Origin of the sequence: Prauserella cavernicola, from assembly GCF_016595675.1 — a bacterium.
GTDB classification, from domain to species: domain Bacteria; phylum Actinomycetota; class Actinomycetes; order Mycobacteriales; family Pseudonocardiaceae; genus Prauserella_A; species Prauserella_A cavernicola.
This window is the reverse complement of record NZ_JAENJH010000005.1, coordinates 233,383-250,396: the sequence shown is the minus strand read 5'-3', so window position 1 is coordinate 250,396 and position 17,014 is coordinate 233,383. Positions and strand designations below refer to the sequence as shown.

The window sequence follows — 17,014 nt, the reverse complement described above, 5'->3', positions numbered from 1 at the left end:
GAAAGGGTGATCATCGCGGGCGCCGGAACCGCGTGGCCCCCCGGCGCGACTTCCTCCCGCGTCGGATCACACCGGGCGGGTCCGCCGCGGCGCACCCGCCCGGTGTCACCCGACTCCACCACCGTTGCTCGCGAGGAGGCACCATGGCCCAGTACATCGCCACGTTCTGCGGCAGCTGCAACTGCGGCTGCCCCGAACTGTTCGTCGACCACGAGGCGCCCGCGGACAAGCGCGTGCTCATCACCGACGACTTCGGTCAGCGCATCCAGATGAGTCTCGACCAGTGGCACGATCTCGTGGCCTCGGCCAAGGAGGGCACGCTCGACGTCGGCGCGCTGCCCGCCGTCGTTTCCTGAGTCCCGGCTCCGGACCGTCCGGAGCACCTGGGCGCCGTGCTGAGCGGTGCGGGCCGCCACCTCGGTGGCGGCCCGCACGTCGCTCACGCGATCGGCCGCTCCGTCGGAGCGATCGGCCTCGGCAGCACGTCGCGGCCCGTGAGGTGGGCGTCCACGCCCGCGGCCGCGGAGCGGCCCTCGGCGATCGCCCACACGATCAGCGACTGACCGCGGCCCATGTCGCCCGCGACGAACACGTTGTCCACGCTCGTCCGGTACGACGCGTCGCGCTTGACGTTGCCGCGCTCGTCGAGCTCCACACCGAGCCGCTCGAGCAGGCCCTCGCGCTGCGGGCCGACGAAACCCATTGCCAGCAGCACGAGCTGCGCGGGCAGCTCCCGCTCGCTGCCCTCGACGGGCACGAACTTGCCGCCCTCGTTGCGGACCTCCACCAGCTTCAGCGCCCGCAGGTCGCCGTTGCCGTCGGCGAGGAACTCCTGCGTGTTCACCGAGTACAGCCGCTCGCCGCCCTCCTCGTGCGCCGAGGACACCCGGTAGATCATCGGGTACATCGGCCACGGGTGGGCCTCGCCGCGCGACTGCGGCGGCTTGGGCATGATCTCCAGCTGCGTCACCGAGTTCGCGCCCTGGCGGTGCGCGGTGCCGACGCAGTCGGCGCCGGTGTCGCCGCCGCCGATCACCACGACGTCCTTGCCCTCGGCCGACACCGGCGGGGCGTCGAGCGTGCCCGCGGCGACGCGGTTGGCGGGCGGCAGGTACTCCATCGCCTGGTACACGCCGGTCGACTCGCGGCCGGTGATCGGCAGGTCGCGCCACGCGGTGGCCCCGCCGGCCAGCACCACGGCGTCGTAGTCGGAGCGCAGCCGCTCCACGGTGACGTCCTCACCGACGTTCACGCCCGCGCGGAACTCCGTGCCCTCGGCCCGCATCTGGTCGAGCCTGCGGTCGAGGCGGAACTTCTCCATCTTGAACTCGGGAATGCCGTAGCGGAGCAGCCCGCCGATCGCGTCGGCGCGCTCGAACACCACCACGTCGTGCCCGGCGCGCGTCAGCTGCTGCGCGGCGGCCAGTCCGGACGGACCCGAGCCCACCACGGCGACCTTCTTGCCCGTGCGGGTCTCGGGCTCCTGCGGCGTCACCCAGCCCTCGTCCCAGGCGCGGTCGATGATCGAGATCTCGACGCGCTTGATGGTCACCGGGTCGTCGTTGATGCCCAGCACGCACGAGGTCTCGCACGGCGCGGGGCACAGCGTGCCGGTGAACTCGGGGAAGTTGTTCGTGGCGTGCAGCCGCTCGATCGCGCCGCGCCAGTCGTCGCGCCACGTGAGCGTGTTCCACTCCGGGATCAGGTTGCCCAGCGGACAGCCCTGGTGACAGAACGGGATGCCGCAGTCCATGCAGCGGCCGGCCTGGTCCTTGAGCTTCGTGCGCTCGAAGTCCTCGTAGACCTCGCGCCAGTCCATGATCCGGATGTCGACCGGGCGCGACGTCGGCGTCTCCCGCTTGGTCGTGAGGAAACCCTTGGGGTCAGCCATGTGCCGCCTCCATGATCGCAACGTTGACGTCCCTGCCGTCGCGCTCGGCCGCAGCCTGCGCCTGCAGAACACGCTTGAAGTCCTTGGGCATGACCTTGGCGAACCGCGACAGTGCGGCCTCCCAGTCGGTGAGCAGCGAGCGCGCCACCGCCGACTCGGTCTCGGCGTAGTGCCGTTCCACGGCCGAGCGCAGGAAGTCCGCGTCGGTCTGGTCGAGCTCGTCGAGGTCCACCATCTCCTGGTTGACCCTGCTCAGCGGCAGGTCGAGCACGTAGGCGGTGCCGCCCGACATGCCTGCCGCGAAATTGCGGCCGGTCGGGCCGAGCACCACGACCTTGCCGCCGGTCATGTACTCGCAGCCGTGGTCGCCGACGCCCTCGACGACGGCCAGTGCGCCCGAGTTGCGCACGCAGAACCGCTCGCCGACCTTGCCGCGCAGGAACAGCTCGCCGCCCGTGGCGCCGTAGCCGATCACGTTGCCCGCGACGATGTGGTCCTCCGCCACGATCGGCGACTCCTTGGGCGGCCGCACCACGATCCGGCCGCCGGAGAGGCCCTTGCCGACGTAGTCGTTGCCGTCACCGAGCAGCCGCAGCGTGATGCCCTTCGGCACGAACGCGCCGAACGACTGCCCCGCGGTGCCGGTGAAGGTGATGTCGATCGTGTCGTCGGGCAGGCCCTCGCCGCCCCAGCGCTTGGTGAGCTCGGAGCCGAGCATCGTGCCCACCGTGCGGTTGACGTTGCGCACGGGCAGCTCGAGCCGCACCTTGTCGCCGGCCGACAGCGCGCCCTCTGCGAGCTGGATCAGCGTGTTGTCCAGCGCCTTGTCCAGACCGTGGTCCTGGGCCACCACCTGGTGCCTGGCCGCGCGCGGCTCCAGCTCGGGCACGTGGAAGATCGGCGAAAGGTCCAGGCCGGAGGCCTTCCAGTGCTCCACGGCCTGCCGCGTGTCGAGCACCTCGGCGTGGCCGACGGCCTCGGCGATGGAGCGGAACCCGAGCTCGGCCAGGTACTCCCGCACCTCCTGGGCGATGAACTCGAAGAAGTTCACCACGTACTCGGCCTTGCCGCTGAACTTCTCCCGCAGCGTCGGGTTCTGGGTCGCGACGCCCACCGGGCACGTGTCGAGGTGGCAGACGCGCATCATGATGCAGCCCGACACCACGAGCGGAGCCGTGGCGAAGCCGAACTCCTCGGCGCCCAGCAGCGCCGCGATCATCACGTCGCGGCCGGTCTTGAGCTGGCCGTCGGTCTGCACGACGATGCGGTCGCGCAGGCGGTTGGACAGCAGCGTCTGCTGCGTTTCGGCGAGCCCGAGCTCCCACGGGCCGCCGGCGTGCTTGATCGACGACAGCGGCGAGGCGCCGGTGCCGCCGTCGTGGCCGGAGATCAGCACCACGTCGGCGTGCGCCTTCGAGACACCGGCCGCGACCGTGCCGACGCCGACCTCGGACACGAGCTTCACGTGGATGCGCGCGGCCGGGTTGGCGTTCTTCAGGTCGTGGATCAGCTGCGCCAGGTCCTCGATCGAGTAGATGTCGTGGTGCGGCGGCGGCGAGATCAAGCCCACGCCCGGCGTGGAGTGCCGCGTCTTCGCGATCCACGGGTACACCTTGCCGCCGGGCAGCTGCCCGCCCTCACCGGGCTTGGCACCCTGGGCCATCTTGATCTGGATGTCGTCGGCGTTGACGAGGTACTCGCTCGTCACGCCGAACCGTCCACTCGCGACCTGCTTGACCGCGCTGCGCCGCTCGGGGTCGTAGAGGCGATCCGCGTCCTCGCCGCCCTCGCCGGTGTTGGACTTGCCGCCCAGCCGGTTCATCGCGATCGCCAGCGTCTGGTGCATCTCCTGCGAGATGGAGCCGTAGGAGATGGCGCCGGTGGCGAAGCGCTTCACGATCTCCGAGACCGGCTCCACCTCCTCGATCGGCACCGGTGCCCGCTCGCCGTCCTTGAAGCCGAACAGGCCGCGCAGCGTCATCAGCCGCTGCGACTGGTCGTCGACGGCCTTCGTGTACTCCTTGAAGACGTCGTACTTGCCGCTGCGCGTGGAGTGCTGCAGCTTGAACACCGTCTGCGGGTTGAACAGGTGCGGTTCGCCCTCGCGGCGCCACTGGTAGTCGCCGCCGGTCTCCAGCTCACGGTGCGTGGCACGCACGCCGTCGGAGGGGAACGCGCGACGGTGCCGCTCGGCGACCTCGTCGGCCAGCAGGTCGAAACCGACGCCGCCGAGCCGGGACGTGGTGCCGGTGAAGCAGGCCTCGATGACCTCCTCGCCGAGCCCGATCGCCTCGAAGATCTGCGCGCCGGTGTAGGAGGCGACGGTGGACACGCCCATCTTGGACATCGTCTTGCGCACGCCCTTGCCGAGCGCCTTGATGAGGTTGCGCGTGGCCTCCTTGGCGGTGACCCCGGGGATCAGGCCCTGCTCGGCCATCTCCTCGACCGTCGCCATCGCCAGGTACGGGTTCACCGCGGCCGCGCCGTAGCCGATGAGCAGTGCGATGTGGTGCACCTCGCGGGCGTCACCGGCCTCCACGATCAGGCCGACCTGCGTGCGGCTCTTCTCCCGCACCAGGTGGTGGTGCACGGCACCGGTCAGCAGCAGCGACGGGATCGCCGCGTGCGCCTCGTCGGTGCCGCGGTCGGACAGCACGATCAGCCTGGCGCCGCCCGCGATCGCCTCCGACACCTCGGAGCGGATCTCGTCGAGCCTGCGGACCAGCGCCTCGCCGCCGCCCGCGACGTCGTAGGTGCCGTGCACGGTGTGCGACTGGAACTCCGGCAGGTTGCCGTCGTCGTTGACGTGCACCAGCTTGGCCAGCTCGTCGTTGTCGAGCACCGGGAACTGGAGCAGGATCTTGCGGCAGTGCTCGGGACCCGCTTCGAGCAGGTTCGGCTCCGAGCCGAGCTGCGTGCCCAGCGCGGTGACCAGCTCCTCGCGGATCGCGTCCAGCGGCGGGTTGGTCACCTGGGCGAACAGCTGGATGAAGTAGTCGAACAGCGGCCTTGACCCGCTGGAGAACGGCGCCAGCGGCGAGTCGTTGCCCATCGAGCCGATCGGCTCCGCTCCCGTGCGGGCCATCGGCTGAAGCAGGACGTTGAGCTCCTCCTCGGTGTAGCCGAAGGACTGCTGACGGTGCACCAGCGAGGCGTGGGTGGGTACCTCGCGCTCGCGCTCGGGCAGGTCCTCCAGCCGCAGCACGCCCGCGTCGATCCACTCGTCGTACGGGTGCAGTGAGGCCAGCTCACCCTTGATCTCGTCGTCCTCGATGATCCGGCCCTCGTCCGTGTCGACGAGGAACATGCGGCCCGGCTCGAGCCTGCCCTTGCGGACGATCGTGGACTGGTCCAGCTCGAGCACGCCGACCTCGCTGGCCAGCACCACGAGCCCGTCGTCGGTGACCCAGTAGCGGGCGGGGCGCAGGCCGTTGCGGTCGAGCACGGCGCCGATCTGGGTGCCGTCGGTGAACGACACCAGCGCGGGGCCGTCCCACGGCTCCATCATCGTGGCGTGGAACTCGTAGAACGCCCGGCGCGCGGGGTCCATCTCCTCGTGGTTCTCCCACGCCTCGGGAATCATCATCAGGACCGCGTGGGGCAGTGAGCGTCCGCCGAGGTGCAGCAGCTCCAGCACCTCGTCGAACGACGCCGAGTCGCTGGCGTCGCGCGTGATCACCGGGTACACGCGCTGGAGCTCACCGGGGATGAGGTCGGTGGACAGCTGCGACTCGCGCGCGTCCATCCAGTTGCGGTTGCCGCGCATGGTGTTGATCTCGCCGTTGTGTGCCACGTAGCGGTACGGGTGTGCCAGCGGCCACGACGGGAACGTGTTGGTGGAGAAGCGGGAGTGCACCAGGCCGATGGCACTGGTCACCCGCTCGTCGGTGAGGTCGGTGAAGAACTTCTCGACCTGCGGTTCGGTGAGCATTCCCTTGTAGACGATCGTGCGCGACGACAGGCTGGGGAAGTAGACGTCCTGCTCGGCCAGCGCGTGCTCGGCGCGCTTGCGCACGCAGAACGCGGCGCGCTCCAGTGCGAGCCCGGTGACCTCCTCGCGGCGAGGGGCCAGGAAGAGCTGCGCGAAGTGCGGCATGGTCGTCGCCGCGGTGGGGCCGACGTGGTCGGTGTCCACGGGCAGGTCACGCCAGCCGAGGATGCTCAGGTTCTCCTCGGCGGCGATGCGCTCGATGGTGGACATGGCCTTGCCGCGCGCGTTGGCGTCGACGGGCAGGAACGCGGTGCCCACGGCGTATGTGCCCGCCTGCGGGAGTGCGAAGTCGACGACCTCGCGAAAGAAGGCGTCCGGGACCTGGATCAGGATTCCCGCGCCGTCCCCGGTCTCGGGTTCGGCGCCACGGGCGCCGCGGTGCTCGAGGTTGCGCAGGGCGACCAGCGCCTTGCTGACGATTCCGTGGTCTCTGCGGCCGGAGAGATCGGCGACGAAGGCGACGCCACAGGCGTCGTGCTCGTACTGCTTGTCGTACAAGCCCTGGGTTGGCTCGTGCGGTGCGTGGCGGGTCACGGCTTGCCGCCCTCCTTGGCTCGGCACGATCGAGCCGGTCTGTCAGCCGGACGGGCTAGCCCGTCTTGCTAACGGTTCGGCTCGAAATCGCGATGGTCAGTCAGGGGAAGTTCGTCGATGGCGTTGAACCCGTGCTGGGCCCGCACATCGCCGGGTTTCGACCACACACCGTTGTGCGGCTCGCGTCGAGCTGAGCGGCGCGGATGCAGGGTTTGGCCTGCGAATTCCGGCGCGCGCCAAGTGGTCCCGGGTTCGCCGGTCATATGACAGTAGTGTGAAATCGCCGTTATCGGGATAGGGCACATGGCGCACGTGGGAAACAACACTGGAGGATTGACGTCGGCCCGGACAGGTGTCTGAACCGATTACAAGCCGGTGACCTGCGACGATGCGAGCAAGATCGAGGCGCGGAGCAGCTCCGCGCCGCCGTGTTGGGCGATTAGTCCGAGATCAACCCGAGATCAGGCCGCGACCGTCGTGGCGGGCGCGTGCCGCAGCGCGGCGCGACCCGCGTCGGTGAGTAGCGCGGGCACGCGCTGCCAGGGAGGTCCGGTGAAAGCGGGGGCCACCAGACCACGTCGCGCGAGGGCGCGTGCGGTGGTCTGGTCACAGCAGGCGAGTCCGTCGAGGAACAGGTCCGGCTCGCAGCTTCCGGTCATCTCCGCGCCGCCCCGGGCCACCGCCTGCAGGGTGGCGCGCTCGCGATGATTCAGATCCGCGTCTGCGTTGTCGGTGTTCTGGTGAGGCATCGAGCCTCCTTGGTCGTACTGCGCCAGCCCTTATAGCGGCCGGATGCCCACAATTCAACCCGATGACACGCGAATTTTCTGGGAATTTGTGGAGCTGGTCTCAGCCGGGCGTGTCGAAGATCGCCGCGACACTGCCCAGCTCGGCCATCGTGGCGACCACCGTGTCGCCGGGCGAGACCGGGAAAGCCCTGGTCATCGAGCCGGGGAGGATCACGTGACCCGGTTCGAGGGAGATCCCGAGCGGGCCGAGCGTGTTGGCGAGCCAGACGAGCGAGTTCAACGGCGAGCCGAGCACGGCGCCACCCGCTCCCGTGGCGACGAGCGCACCGTTCTGGTGCAGCGTGCACCCGGTCAGGCGCAGGTCCACGGCCGACAGCGGCGTCGGCTTGCTGCCGAGCACGACCCCGCCGGAGGACGCGTTGTCGGCGATCGTGTCGACGATCGAGATCCGCCAGTCCTGGATGCGCGAGTCCACGATCTCCAGCGCGGGCAGCACGAACTCCACCGCGCGGGCGGCGTCGGCGACCGTGGCTCCCGGTCCGGACAGCGGCCTGCCGAGCACGAAGGCGATCTCCGGCTCGATGCGCGGCTGCAGGAACTTCGCGCTGGGGATCGGCTGCGCCTCGAGGTGGAACATGCCGCTGAGCAGGTGCCCGTAGTCGGGCTGGTCCACGCCCATCTGCTCCTGCATGGCGGCCGAGGACAGGCCCACCTTGTGGCCCTTCACCACCTCGCCGTTCGCGAGCCAGGTGCGCACCTGTTCCTGCTGGATGCGGTAGGCGTCGCCGACCGTCGCCGCGGGGTTGCCTTCGATGATCGGCGGCACGGGCTTGCCGGTCTCGTAGGCACCCAGCAGCTGGGCGGCGACATCGCTCACCGCGTTCGTATCCATAGTCGTGCACCTTCTCCGGGTCCTCGGTCGCGGGCAAGGAGGCTGTTCCGATCAGCGGGACGATTCGGTAATCGCGCGGTCGAGCACCTGGGCCAGGTGCAGAGCCTGGCGCTCGGTGAGCTCGCCGATCTGCGTGCGGCAGCTGAACCCGTCGGCCAGCACGAGGGTGTCGTCGTCCGCGGCGTTGACCTCGGGCACGAGCACCCGGTTGGCCGCCGCGACCGACACCTCGTGGTGCCCGCGCTCGACGCCGAAGTTGCCTGCCAGCCCACAGCAGCCGGAGTCGAGCGTGCGGTTGCCGACGCCCACCTTGGCCAGCAGCCGCTCTTCGGCCGCGTTGCCGAACACGGCGTGCTGGTGGCAGTGCTGCTGCGTGATCGCCGTGCCGGCCACGGCGGGGAACTCGACGTCGGCCGCGTGGCTCTCCAGGAACCCGGCCAGTGTCATGGCGTTGAGCTTCGGCGCGTCGAGCAGGTCGTGGATGTCGTGGCGCAGCACGGCGAGACAGCTCGGTTCGAGCCCGACGATCGGGGTGCCCGCGGCGATCTCCGGCTCCAGCACCGTCAGCGTGCGGCGCAGCAGCCTGCGCGCGATGCCGAGCTGGCCCGTGGAGATCCACGTCAGCCCGCAGCACACCGGCCCCTTCGGCAGCACCACGTCGAACCCGGCGTACTCCAGCACGCGCACCGCGGCGGTGCCGACCTCGGGGGAGAGGTAGTTGGTGAACGTGTCGGGCCACAGCACCACCCGCTGCCGCTCGCCAGCGGGTTTCGGCCGGTGGCGCAGTGTCCTGCGCAGCGAGACCCGCGCGAACTCCGGCAGCGACCGTTCCGGGGTGATCCCGCCGAGCCGCTTCACCAGCGGCGCCAGGCGCGAGCCGAGTACGCCGTTGGCCACGCGGGGCAGCAGCGAGGCGAGCCGTGCCCACAACGGCAGGAAACCCAGCGAGTAGTGGCTCGGCGGACGCACCCTGCGCGCGTAGTGCTGGTGCAGGAACTCGGCCTTGTAAGAGGCCATGTCCACATTGACCGGACAGTCGGACAGACAGCCCTTGCACGCCAGGCACAGATCCAGTGCGTCGCGCACCTCCTCCGAGCGCCAGCCGTCGGTGATCGTCTCGCCGCGCATCAGCTCGAACAGCAGGTGCGCGCGGCCCCGCGTGGAGTGCTCCTCGCGACCGGTGGCCATGTAGCTCGGGCACATCACGCCCGAGGAGGTGTCGACGCACTTGCCGACGCCGACGCAGCGCCGCGCCGCGGTGGCCAGGCTGCCGCCGTCGTGCGGGTAGCGCAGCGTCAGCGGCAGTTCCCGCAGCGGTCCGTCGAAGCGCAGGTCGGCGTCCAGCGCGCGCGGGCGCACGAGGTTGCCGGGGTTGAGCACGTCGTCGGGATCCCAGATCGCCTTGAACGCCTCGAACAGCCGCAGCAGTTCGGGGCCGTACATGCGGGGCAGTAGTTCGGCCCTGGCCTGTCCGTCTCCGTGCTCGCCCGACAGCGAACCGCCGTGTGCCACGACCAGGTCGGCGGCGTCCTCCATGAAGGACCGGAACCGGGTCCGACCCTCGTCGGTGGTGAGCGGGAAGTCGATGCGCACGTGCACGCAGCCCTCGCCGAAGTGCCCGTACGGCACACCGCGCAGACCGTGCTTGTCCAGCAGTGCCCGGAAGCCGCGCAGGTACGAGCCGAGGTGTTCGGGCGGTACGGCGGCGTCCTCCCAGCCGGGCCACGCCTCGGAGCCGTCGGCCATGCGTGTCGCGATCCCGGCCGCGGACTCGCGGATGGACCACAGCCCGCGCATGTCGGCGGGATCGCTCGCCACGACCGTCGCGGCGCCGGTCCCGGCGCGCAGCGTCGCCGCGACCTCCTCCGCGTCGGCCAGCGCGGCCTCGGCGTCGTCGCCGCCGATCTCGATGAACAGCCAGCCGCCGCCCTCGGGCAGCCGGTCCAGCGCGGGTGTGCGACGTCCGCGCACCTGCAGCGTGTCGATCAGGTCCGCGCCCATTCCCTCGATCGTCAAGGGGCGCAACGGAAGCACGTGCGGCACGGCGTCGGCGGCGGCGACGTCGTCGGCGTAGCCCGCCACCACGAGTACGCGGGCGGCAGGCGAGGGCACGAGGCGCACGGTGGCCTCGGTCAGCAGCACGCACGTGCCCTCGGTGCCGACCAGTGCGCGCGTGACGTCGAAGCCGTTCTCGGGCAGCAACGCGTCCAGCGCGTAGCCCGACACCCGCCGGGGCAGCGCGGGAAAACCCGTGCGCACCACCGCGAGGTTGTCGTCGACGAGCTTGCGGAGCCGGTCCCGCAGGTCGCCCTCGGGCAGCGAGGGACCGACGGTGAGCCGGGTGCCGTCGCCGGTGAGCACGTCCAGCGACACGACGTTGTCCGCCGTGCGGCCCCACGCCACGGAATGCGAGCCGCAGGCGTCGTTGCCGATCATGCCGCCGAGCGTGCAGCGGCTGTGCGTCGAGGGATCGGGCCCGAACGTGAGCCCGTGCTCGCCCGCCGCCGCGCGCAGCGCGTCGAGCACCACGCCCGGCTGCACCCGCGCAGTCCGGTTCACCGGGTCGATCTCGAGGATCCGGTTCAGATAGCGGCTGTAGTCGAGCACCACGCCCTCGCCGAGGGCCTGCCCGCCGATGCTGGTGCCCGCGCCCCTGGCGGTGATGCCGACGCCGTGCGCGCGGCAGACGCGCAGCGTGGCCTCGACGTCGTCGGCGCTGCGGGGAAACACCACCGCAAGCGGGACGTGCCGGTAGTTCGAGGCGTCCATGCTGAACACGGCTCGTGCCGTGCGGTCGCTCTCGACCTCTCCGGAGACGGCGTTCTCGAGTTCCGCGACGAAGGTACTCACCAGTTCTCGATCGACTCCGTGAGAATGGCGGCGATCTGCTCCTCGCGCACGGTCCTCGGTGCCACCGCCAGCAGCCGCTGTTGCTGCATCGTGCCCTCGACGAGCGCGTCGACGTCGCCCTCGCCGTAGCCGACACCGCCGATGCCGTTGGGGATCCCGATGTCGCGCATCAGCGACGACAGCACGAACGGCAGCTGTTCGCGGTCGTCGGACTGCCGCGCGGCACGCGGGTCGAGCAGCTCTGCGGCGCGCAGGTGCTTGCCGGGATCGGAGGGAAAGGTGAACCGCAACGCCGCGGGCGCGGTGAGCGACACCGACTCGCCATGCGGCACCAGCGCCTCCTCCTGGGGGTAGTTCGCCGGCCGGTACTCGCGCACCCGCCCCGCGATCGGGTAGGCGCACGCGTGCGGGATGTGCACGCCCGCGTTGCCGAAGCCCATGCCCGCGAACGTCGCCGCGAGCATCATGTCCGTGCGAGCCTCGAGATCGCCGCCGTTGAGCACCGCCTTGCGGAACGAGCGCGCCAGCAGCCCCAGCGCCTGCTCGGTCCACGCGTCGGAGATCGGGTTGGATCCGTTGTAGGCCACGCGGTTCTCTGGCTTGTGCCTGGCGAAGGAGTGGAACGGCTTGGCTGTGTAGGACTCCAGCGCGTGGCAGAGCACGTCCATGCCGCTGGCCGCGGTGACCTCGGGCGGCATCGACAGCGTCAGCAGCGGGTCGATCACGGCCAGGTTCGGGCGCAGGCGCGCGTGGCTGATGCCCGACTTCACCTTGAGCCCGAGGAAGTCCATGATGCAGACCGGCGTGGTCTCCGAGCCCGTGCCCGCGGTGGTCGGCACGGCCACGAGCGGCTTGAGCGGCCCGGGTGGGGCCTTGCCCTCGCCGATCGGCTTGTTGACGTAGTCGAAGAGGTCGGCGGGATACGTGGTGAGCAGGTTGATGGCCTTGGCGGTGTCGATCGCGGAGCCGCCGCCGACACCGATGAAACCGTCCCACGTGGACTGGCTCGCGAACTCCACGGCCTCGGTGATGCTCACGTCGGTGGGCTCCACGTGCACGCGGTCGTAGATCTCCACCGTCAGCCCGCCCGCCTTGGCCGCGTCGGCGACGCGCTGCGGCACGCCCGTGGCGGCGATGCCGGGGTCGGTGACGATCAGGACGCGCCGCGCGCCCAGCTGCGCGAGGTCCCAGCCGATCTCGTCGACGGCTCCGGCCCCGAACTTGAGCGGAGTGGCGCCCCAGGTGAACACGGTTTCGTTGAGGTACTCGGTCATGGCCTGCGCTCCACGTGCGCCTCCTCGCGCGACTGAACCCGACGTCAGGACAGTGGCATGTGGCATGCCACTGGTCAAGCTGTGCTGGTCAGCGCGATGCGGAGCGCGGGTCAGCCCGGGAACTTGGTCCAGTCGAGGGAGAGCTCGGGAAGCGGCTCGCCGCCCTGCAGGTCGGCGCCGGCCTCCTGGCCGAGCAGCAGCCGGGCGGTGTGCAGCAGGTGCGCGCGCATCGACGCCGCGGCCTCGTGGGCCTTGCCGCTCTCGATGAGCTCGAAGATCGTCTCGTGCTCGGTGAGGATGTCGGCCAGCGTGCGCGAACGGTCGACCGTCGAGTTGCCGCGCACCAGCACCATGTCGCGCAGCGAGTCGATGTAGTGCGCCAGTCGCAGGTTGCCCGACGCGGCGTTGATGGCCTCGTGGAAGCGGCGGTCGGCGGCCATGAACGTGGCCTCGTCGTGCTTGCCCGCCGCCGTGCGCATGGCATCGAGGTGGCCCGCGAGCTCGTCGAGCCAGCCGGGAGGGCGCTGGGTGGTGGCCCGGAACGTCGCGGGCACCTCCAGCAGCAGCCGGATCGCGAAGACCTCCTCCAGATCGTGCAGCGAGGTCTGCAGGATGCGGATGCCGCGGTTGCGTTCGAAGCGCACCATGCCGCGCTCGGAGAGCTGGATCAGCGCCTCGCGCACCGGAGTGCGGGAGACTCCGAGCCGCGCGGCCAGGTCGTGCACCGAGTACAGCGCGCCCGGGGTCAGCTCACCGCTGACGATGGCGCCCCTGAGCTCGTCGAAGATTTCCTTCGCGAGGTTGCGGTCGGTGTCGATCTGACGCATCGGGTCATCTTCGCACGGGTGCGCCCCCCTCGGGGTGGGCTTCTCGGGTAGCGACGGCCGCGCGGGTCCACAGTGGACATGTTGGTCAACCGAACCAGGCCGGCGCCAGTGCGTCGAGCGTCGGCGCCGGGGGCAGCCTGCGCAGGTAGGCCGCCAGGTTCGAGTACCGGTGCAGCAGTGTGTAGGCCAGGCAACGGCGCGCGAAGTCCTCGTCGAGCTCGGCGGGGGAGTAGCCGTAGGCGTGCAGCAGGGTGCGCAGGAACGCCGGGTCCTCGCCCGCGAGGAACACGCGCGCGGCCACCAGGTCGTACTCGGCGGCTCCCGGCATCGCGGGTTCGAAGTCGAGCAGTCCCGACACCGTCCAGCGCCCGCGCTCGGGCCTGACGACGACGTGCTCGCGCAGGAACTCGGTGTGCAGCAGCACCGAGGGCGGCGAGCCGAGGTCCACGGAGTCGAGGAACGCGGGGATCTGCTCCAGCCACCGCTCGTCGAGGCCGGACCCGCGCTGTTGCGCGACGGTCACCTCCGCGCGGTCGCGCACGAACTCGCCCCAGTCCCGGGGTTCCAGCACGCCGATGCGCGGGTCGGTCACGGCGTGCAGTTCGGCGAGCACCTCGCCCAGCCGGGCCGCGAGTTCCGTGCGATCCGAGGCGGACAACCCGGGCCACACGACGGCCAGGCTCTCGCCCCGCAGGCGGCGCATGAGCACGTAGCGCCAGCCGTCGTGCTCGCCCGTCCGCTCCACGCCCGGCGTCGGCACCGAGAGCCTGCCGTCGAGGATCCGCAGCACGGTGGTCTCCGCGTCGGCCTCGTCGGCGTCCTCGGGCGGGTAGAGCTTGAGCACCAGGTCGTCGCCGATGCCGTAGACGGGCAGTGATCCGTCGGGGAAGCGCCGCGGTTCGCCGGTGAGCCCGAGCTTCGCGCACAGCGCGGCGACGGGAAAGGTCTCCACGCGCGCCGACGGTAACCACGGCGCTCGCAGCGGGCGAGTGAATTACCGCGCGGAGCCCGCCACCACGCCGTGCTCGGTGACCACCGCGGTGATCAGGTCCACGGGCGTGACGTCGAAGGCCGGGTTGAACGCCTCGGCTCCCTCCGGCGCGACGAGCGTGCCCGCCACGTGCGTGACCTCCTCGGGAGCTCGCTGTTCGAGCACGATCGCGCCGCCGTCGGGCAGTTCGCCGTCGACCGTCGACGACGGGGCCACCACCACGAACGGCAGCCCGTGGCGGGCGGCGGCCAGAGCCACGGCGTAGGTGCCGATCTTGTTCGCGGTGTCGCCGTTGGCCGCGATGCGGTCGGCGCCCACCACGACGGCGTCGACGAGCCCGCGCGCCATCGCGGCGGCAGCGGCCGAGTCGGGCAGCAGCCGGTACGGGATCTTCTCCTGCGCCAGCTCCCACGCCGTGAGGCGGGCGCCCTGCAACAGTGGTCTGGTCTCGTCGGCGAGCACGTACTCCAGCTGCCGGGCCGCGTGCAGGTGCCGGACGACGCCGAGTGCCGTGCCCCAGTCGACCGCGGCCAGGCGGCCGGTGTTGCAGTGGGTCAGCAGCCGCAGCGGACGGCGCTCGCACCGGTCGAGCAGCAGCCGCGCCGCGTGCCCCGACGCCTCCCGGTTGACGCGCACGTCCTCGTCGAGCAGGGTCAGCGCCTCGGCGAGTACGGCCTCCGTGCCGCCGGGCAGTTTCGCGAGCGCGCGCTCGACGCCCCAGCGCAGGTTCACCGCCGTCGGCCGCGCGGTGGCGAGCCGTTCGGCGTCGGCGCGCACGGCCCCGGCGTCGCCGTCGTGCGCCCTCGCGGCGAGCGCGACACCCAGTGCTCCCGCCGCGCCGAGCGCGGGCGCTCCCCGCACCGCGAGCCGCTGGATGGCGCCGATCAGCTCGGTCACCGTCTCCAGTCGCAACAGCCGGTGTTCGGCGGGCAGGGCGCACTGGTCCACGATCACCACGGCGCCATCGGTCCAGTCGATCGTTCGTCCCACGCCGACCATTGTCCCCGCCCCGCGCCGCTGGCACCGTGGTTCTCGCAGGGGGTCGCTCGCTCGCCAGGGAGGCGCGCCATGGCCGGTCGCACGAAGTACGTGCTCGACGAAGCCGAGATGCCGACGCAGTGGTACAACGTCGTGCCGGACCTGCCGGAGCCGCCGCCCCCGCCGCTGCATCCGGGTACGCGCGAGCCGATCGGCCCCGCCGACCTCGCACCGTTGTTCCCGCAGGCTCTCATCGCCCAGGAGGTCACAGCGGATCGCTATGTCGACATTCCGGGCGAGGTGCTCGACGTCTACCGCCTGTGGCGGCCCTCGCCGCTGTTCCGCGCCCGCCGACTCGAACAGGCGCTCGGCACCCCCGCGCGGATCTACTACAAGTACGAGGGTGTGAGCCCCGTCGGCTCCCACAAGCCCAACACGGCCGTGCCGCAGGCGTTCTACAACGCCGCCGAGGGCGTCACCCGGCTCACCACCGAGACCGGCGCCGGCCAGTGGGGCAGCGCGCTGGCGTTCGCGTGCGCCACCTACGGGCTCGACTGCGAGGTCTGGCAGGTGCGTGCCTCCTACGACCAGAAGCCCTATCGCAAGATCATGATGGAGACCTTCGGTGCCACGGTGCACCCGAGCCCGTCCGAACTCACCGAGTCCGGTCGCAAGATCCTCGCCGAGCACCCTGACTCCACCGGCAGCCTCGGCATCGCCATCAGCGAGGCCGTCGAGCAGGCCGCCGCCGACCCCGACGCCCGCTACGCGCTGGGCAGCGTGCTCAACCACGTGTTGCTGCACCAGACCGTGATCGGCGAGGAGGCGCTGCGCCAGTTCGAGCTCGCCGAGGACATCCCCGACGTGATCGTGGGCTGCACCGGAGGCGGCTCCAACTTCGGCGGCCTCGTCTTCCCGTTCCTGCGCGAGAAGCTCGCCGGGCGCATCTCACCGGAGATCCGCGCCGTCGAGCCCTCGGCGTGCCCGACCCTGACCAGGGGCCGCTACGCCTACGACTTCGGCGACACCGCCGGCCTCACCCCGCTGCTGAAGATGCACACGCTCGGCCACGAGTTCATCCCCGACCCCATCCACGCGGGCGGCCTGCGCTACCACGGGATGTCGCCGCTGCTGTCGCACATCTACGAGCTCGGCCTGCTCGAGGCCGTCGCCGTGCCGCAGCAGGAGTGCTTCGCGGCGGGGGTGCGCTTCGCGCGTGCCGAGGGCATCATCCCCGCGCCGGAGCCGGCCCACGCGCTCGCAGCGTGCGTGCGGGAAGCCTTGCGCTGCAAGGAGACCGGCGAGCAGAAGGTGATCCTGACGGCGCTGTGCGGGCACGCCCACCTCGACCTGCCCGCGTACGAAGCCCACCTCGCGGGGCGGATGGTGGACCACGACCTGCCGCAGGAGGTGCTGGAGACCTCGCTCGCCGGGATCCCGTGACGGTGGAGGCCGCTGCCCGTGTGATCGACTGGCGCGGTGGAAGCCTTCTGGACAAGCGCCGTGGCGGTGGTCGGCACGCTGCTGGGATCGGTGATCACGCACGTCTTCCAGCGGCAGTCGAACAGGCGCAGCGAGCTGTTCACCCGGGAGGAGTCGCTGCGGAAGGAGCGCATCGACACCTACAGCTCCTTCGCGGCCGCGGTGGCGGAGTACCGCCGCGGCCAGGGCGACCGCTGGTACCGCAAGGTGGAGGATCCGGACGGAGCGCCGTTCAGGGCGGCGCGCGAGGAGGGGCACCGGCTGCGGACAGCGGCCCGGCAGGCGCTCTACCGGGTCGAACTGCTCACCGGTGACCCCGACGTGCTGGCGGCGGCGGAGCGTGCCTACAAGAGCACGCAGCAGATGTCGAACGCCGCGGACCAGAGCGAGCACGACGCGCGGGACAGGGCGGCGAAGGAGGCCATCCAGCAGTTCGTCGCTTGCGCCTCACAGCTGGTCCGCTGAGCCGGACCGGCAGACGTGCGGGAAGCCCCGCGCCGCAAGGAGACCGGCGAGCAGAACGAGGTCCACGTCTCGTGACGACGGTGGACCTCC

General features: G+C 71.0%; 13 protein-coding genes. 3 read left to right on the top strand and 10 right to left on the bottom strand.

Annotation, left to right across the window (positions count from 1 at the left end):
- The first annotated feature begins 143 nt into the window (after window positions 1–143).
- A complete protein-coding gene (locus JHE00_RS21540; protein WP_200320917.1) occupies window positions 144–356 on the top strand; it encodes a hypothetical protein in 213 nt (70 codons plus the stop codon).
- A gap of 83 nt (window positions 357–439) precedes the next feature.
- Here the strand turns inward: JHE00_RS21540 and JHE00_RS21535 are convergent, their stop codons facing one another.
- The 10 genes from JHE00_RS21535 to mtnA form a co-directional block, all read right to left on the bottom strand.
- A complete protein-coding gene (locus JHE00_RS21535) occupies window positions 440–1,891 on the bottom strand; it encodes a glutamate synthase subunit beta (protein ID WP_200320915.1) in 1,452 nt (483 codons plus the stop codon).
- Window positions 1,884–6,416, bottom strand: a complete 4,533-nt coding sequence (gene gltB, locus JHE00_RS21530) for a glutamate synthase large subunit (protein WP_200320914.1) — start codon at window positions 6,414–6,416, stop codon at window positions 1,884–1,886. Before gltB ends, JHE00_RS21535 begins: the two co-directional genes overlap by 8 nt.
- 68 nt (window positions 6,417–6,484) lie before the next feature.
- Window positions 6,485–6,679 (bottom strand): hypothetical protein, encoded by a 195-nt coding sequence (locus JHE00_RS21525; RefSeq protein ID WP_200320913.1) that lies wholly within the window; start codon window positions 6,677–6,679, stop codon window positions 6,485–6,487.
- 198 nt (window positions 6,680–6,877) lie between these two features.
- Window positions 6,878–7,165 (bottom strand): hypothetical protein, encoded by a 288-nt coding sequence (locus JHE00_RS21520; protein WP_200320912.1) that lies wholly within the window; start codon window positions 7,163–7,165, stop codon window positions 6,878–6,880.
- A gap of 100 nt (window positions 7,166–7,265) precedes the next feature.
- Window positions 7,266–8,057, bottom strand: a complete 792-nt coding sequence (locus tag JHE00_RS21515; RefSeq protein WP_200320911.1) for a 2-keto-4-pentenoate hydratase — start codon at window positions 8,055–8,057, stop codon at window positions 7,266–7,268.
- A gap of 51 nt (window positions 8,058–8,108) precedes the next feature.
- Entirely contained in the window at window positions 8,109–10,826 is a 2,718-nt protein-coding gene (locus JHE00_RS21510) for an FAD-binding and (Fe-S)-binding domain-containing protein (protein ID WP_200321277.1), read from the bottom strand.
- A gap of 77 nt (window positions 10,827–10,903) precedes the next feature.
- Window positions 10,904–12,181 (bottom strand): hydroxyacid-oxoacid transhydrogenase, encoded by a 1,278-nt coding sequence (locus tag JHE00_RS21505; RefSeq protein WP_200320910.1) that lies wholly within the window; start codon window positions 12,179–12,181, stop codon window positions 10,904–10,906.
- 110 nt (window positions 12,182–12,291) lie between these two features.
- On the bottom strand, window positions 12,292–13,008 hold the full coding sequence (locus JHE00_RS21500; RefSeq protein WP_200320909.1) for a GntR family transcriptional regulator: 717 nt from the start codon (window positions 13,006–13,008) through the stop codon (window positions 12,292–12,294).
- An 85-nt stretch (window positions 13,009–13,093) separates the two neighbouring features.
- Complete coding sequence (locus JHE00_RS21495) at window positions 13,094–13,960, bottom strand: phosphotransferase family protein (protein ID WP_200320908.1); 867 nt, start codon at window positions 13,958–13,960, stop codon at window positions 13,094–13,096.
- 42 nt (window positions 13,961–14,002) lie between these two features.
- Window positions 14,003–14,998: an S-methyl-5-thioribose-1-phosphate isomerase gene (gene mtnA / locus JHE00_RS21490; RefSeq protein WP_200320907.1), complete on the bottom strand. Its 996-nt coding sequence runs from the start codon at window positions 14,996–14,998 to the stop codon at window positions 14,003–14,005.
- A 69-nt stretch (window positions 14,999–15,067) separates the two neighbouring features.
- Here mtnA and JHE00_RS21485 point away from each other — a divergent pair, with 69 nt between their 5' ends.
- Window positions 15,068–16,420, top strand: a complete 1,353-nt coding sequence (locus JHE00_RS21485) for a TrpB-like pyridoxal phosphate-dependent enzyme (protein WP_200320906.1) — start codon at window positions 15,068–15,070, stop codon at window positions 16,418–16,420.
- A 36-nt stretch (window positions 16,421–16,456) separates the two neighbouring features.
- Window positions 16,457–16,924, top strand: coding sequence for a plasmid transfer protein KilB (gene kilB / locus JHE00_RS21480; RefSeq protein ID WP_200320905.1), 468 nt, complete (start codon window positions 16,457–16,459; stop codon window positions 16,922–16,924).
- Window positions 16,925–17,014 lie beyond the last annotated feature (90 nt).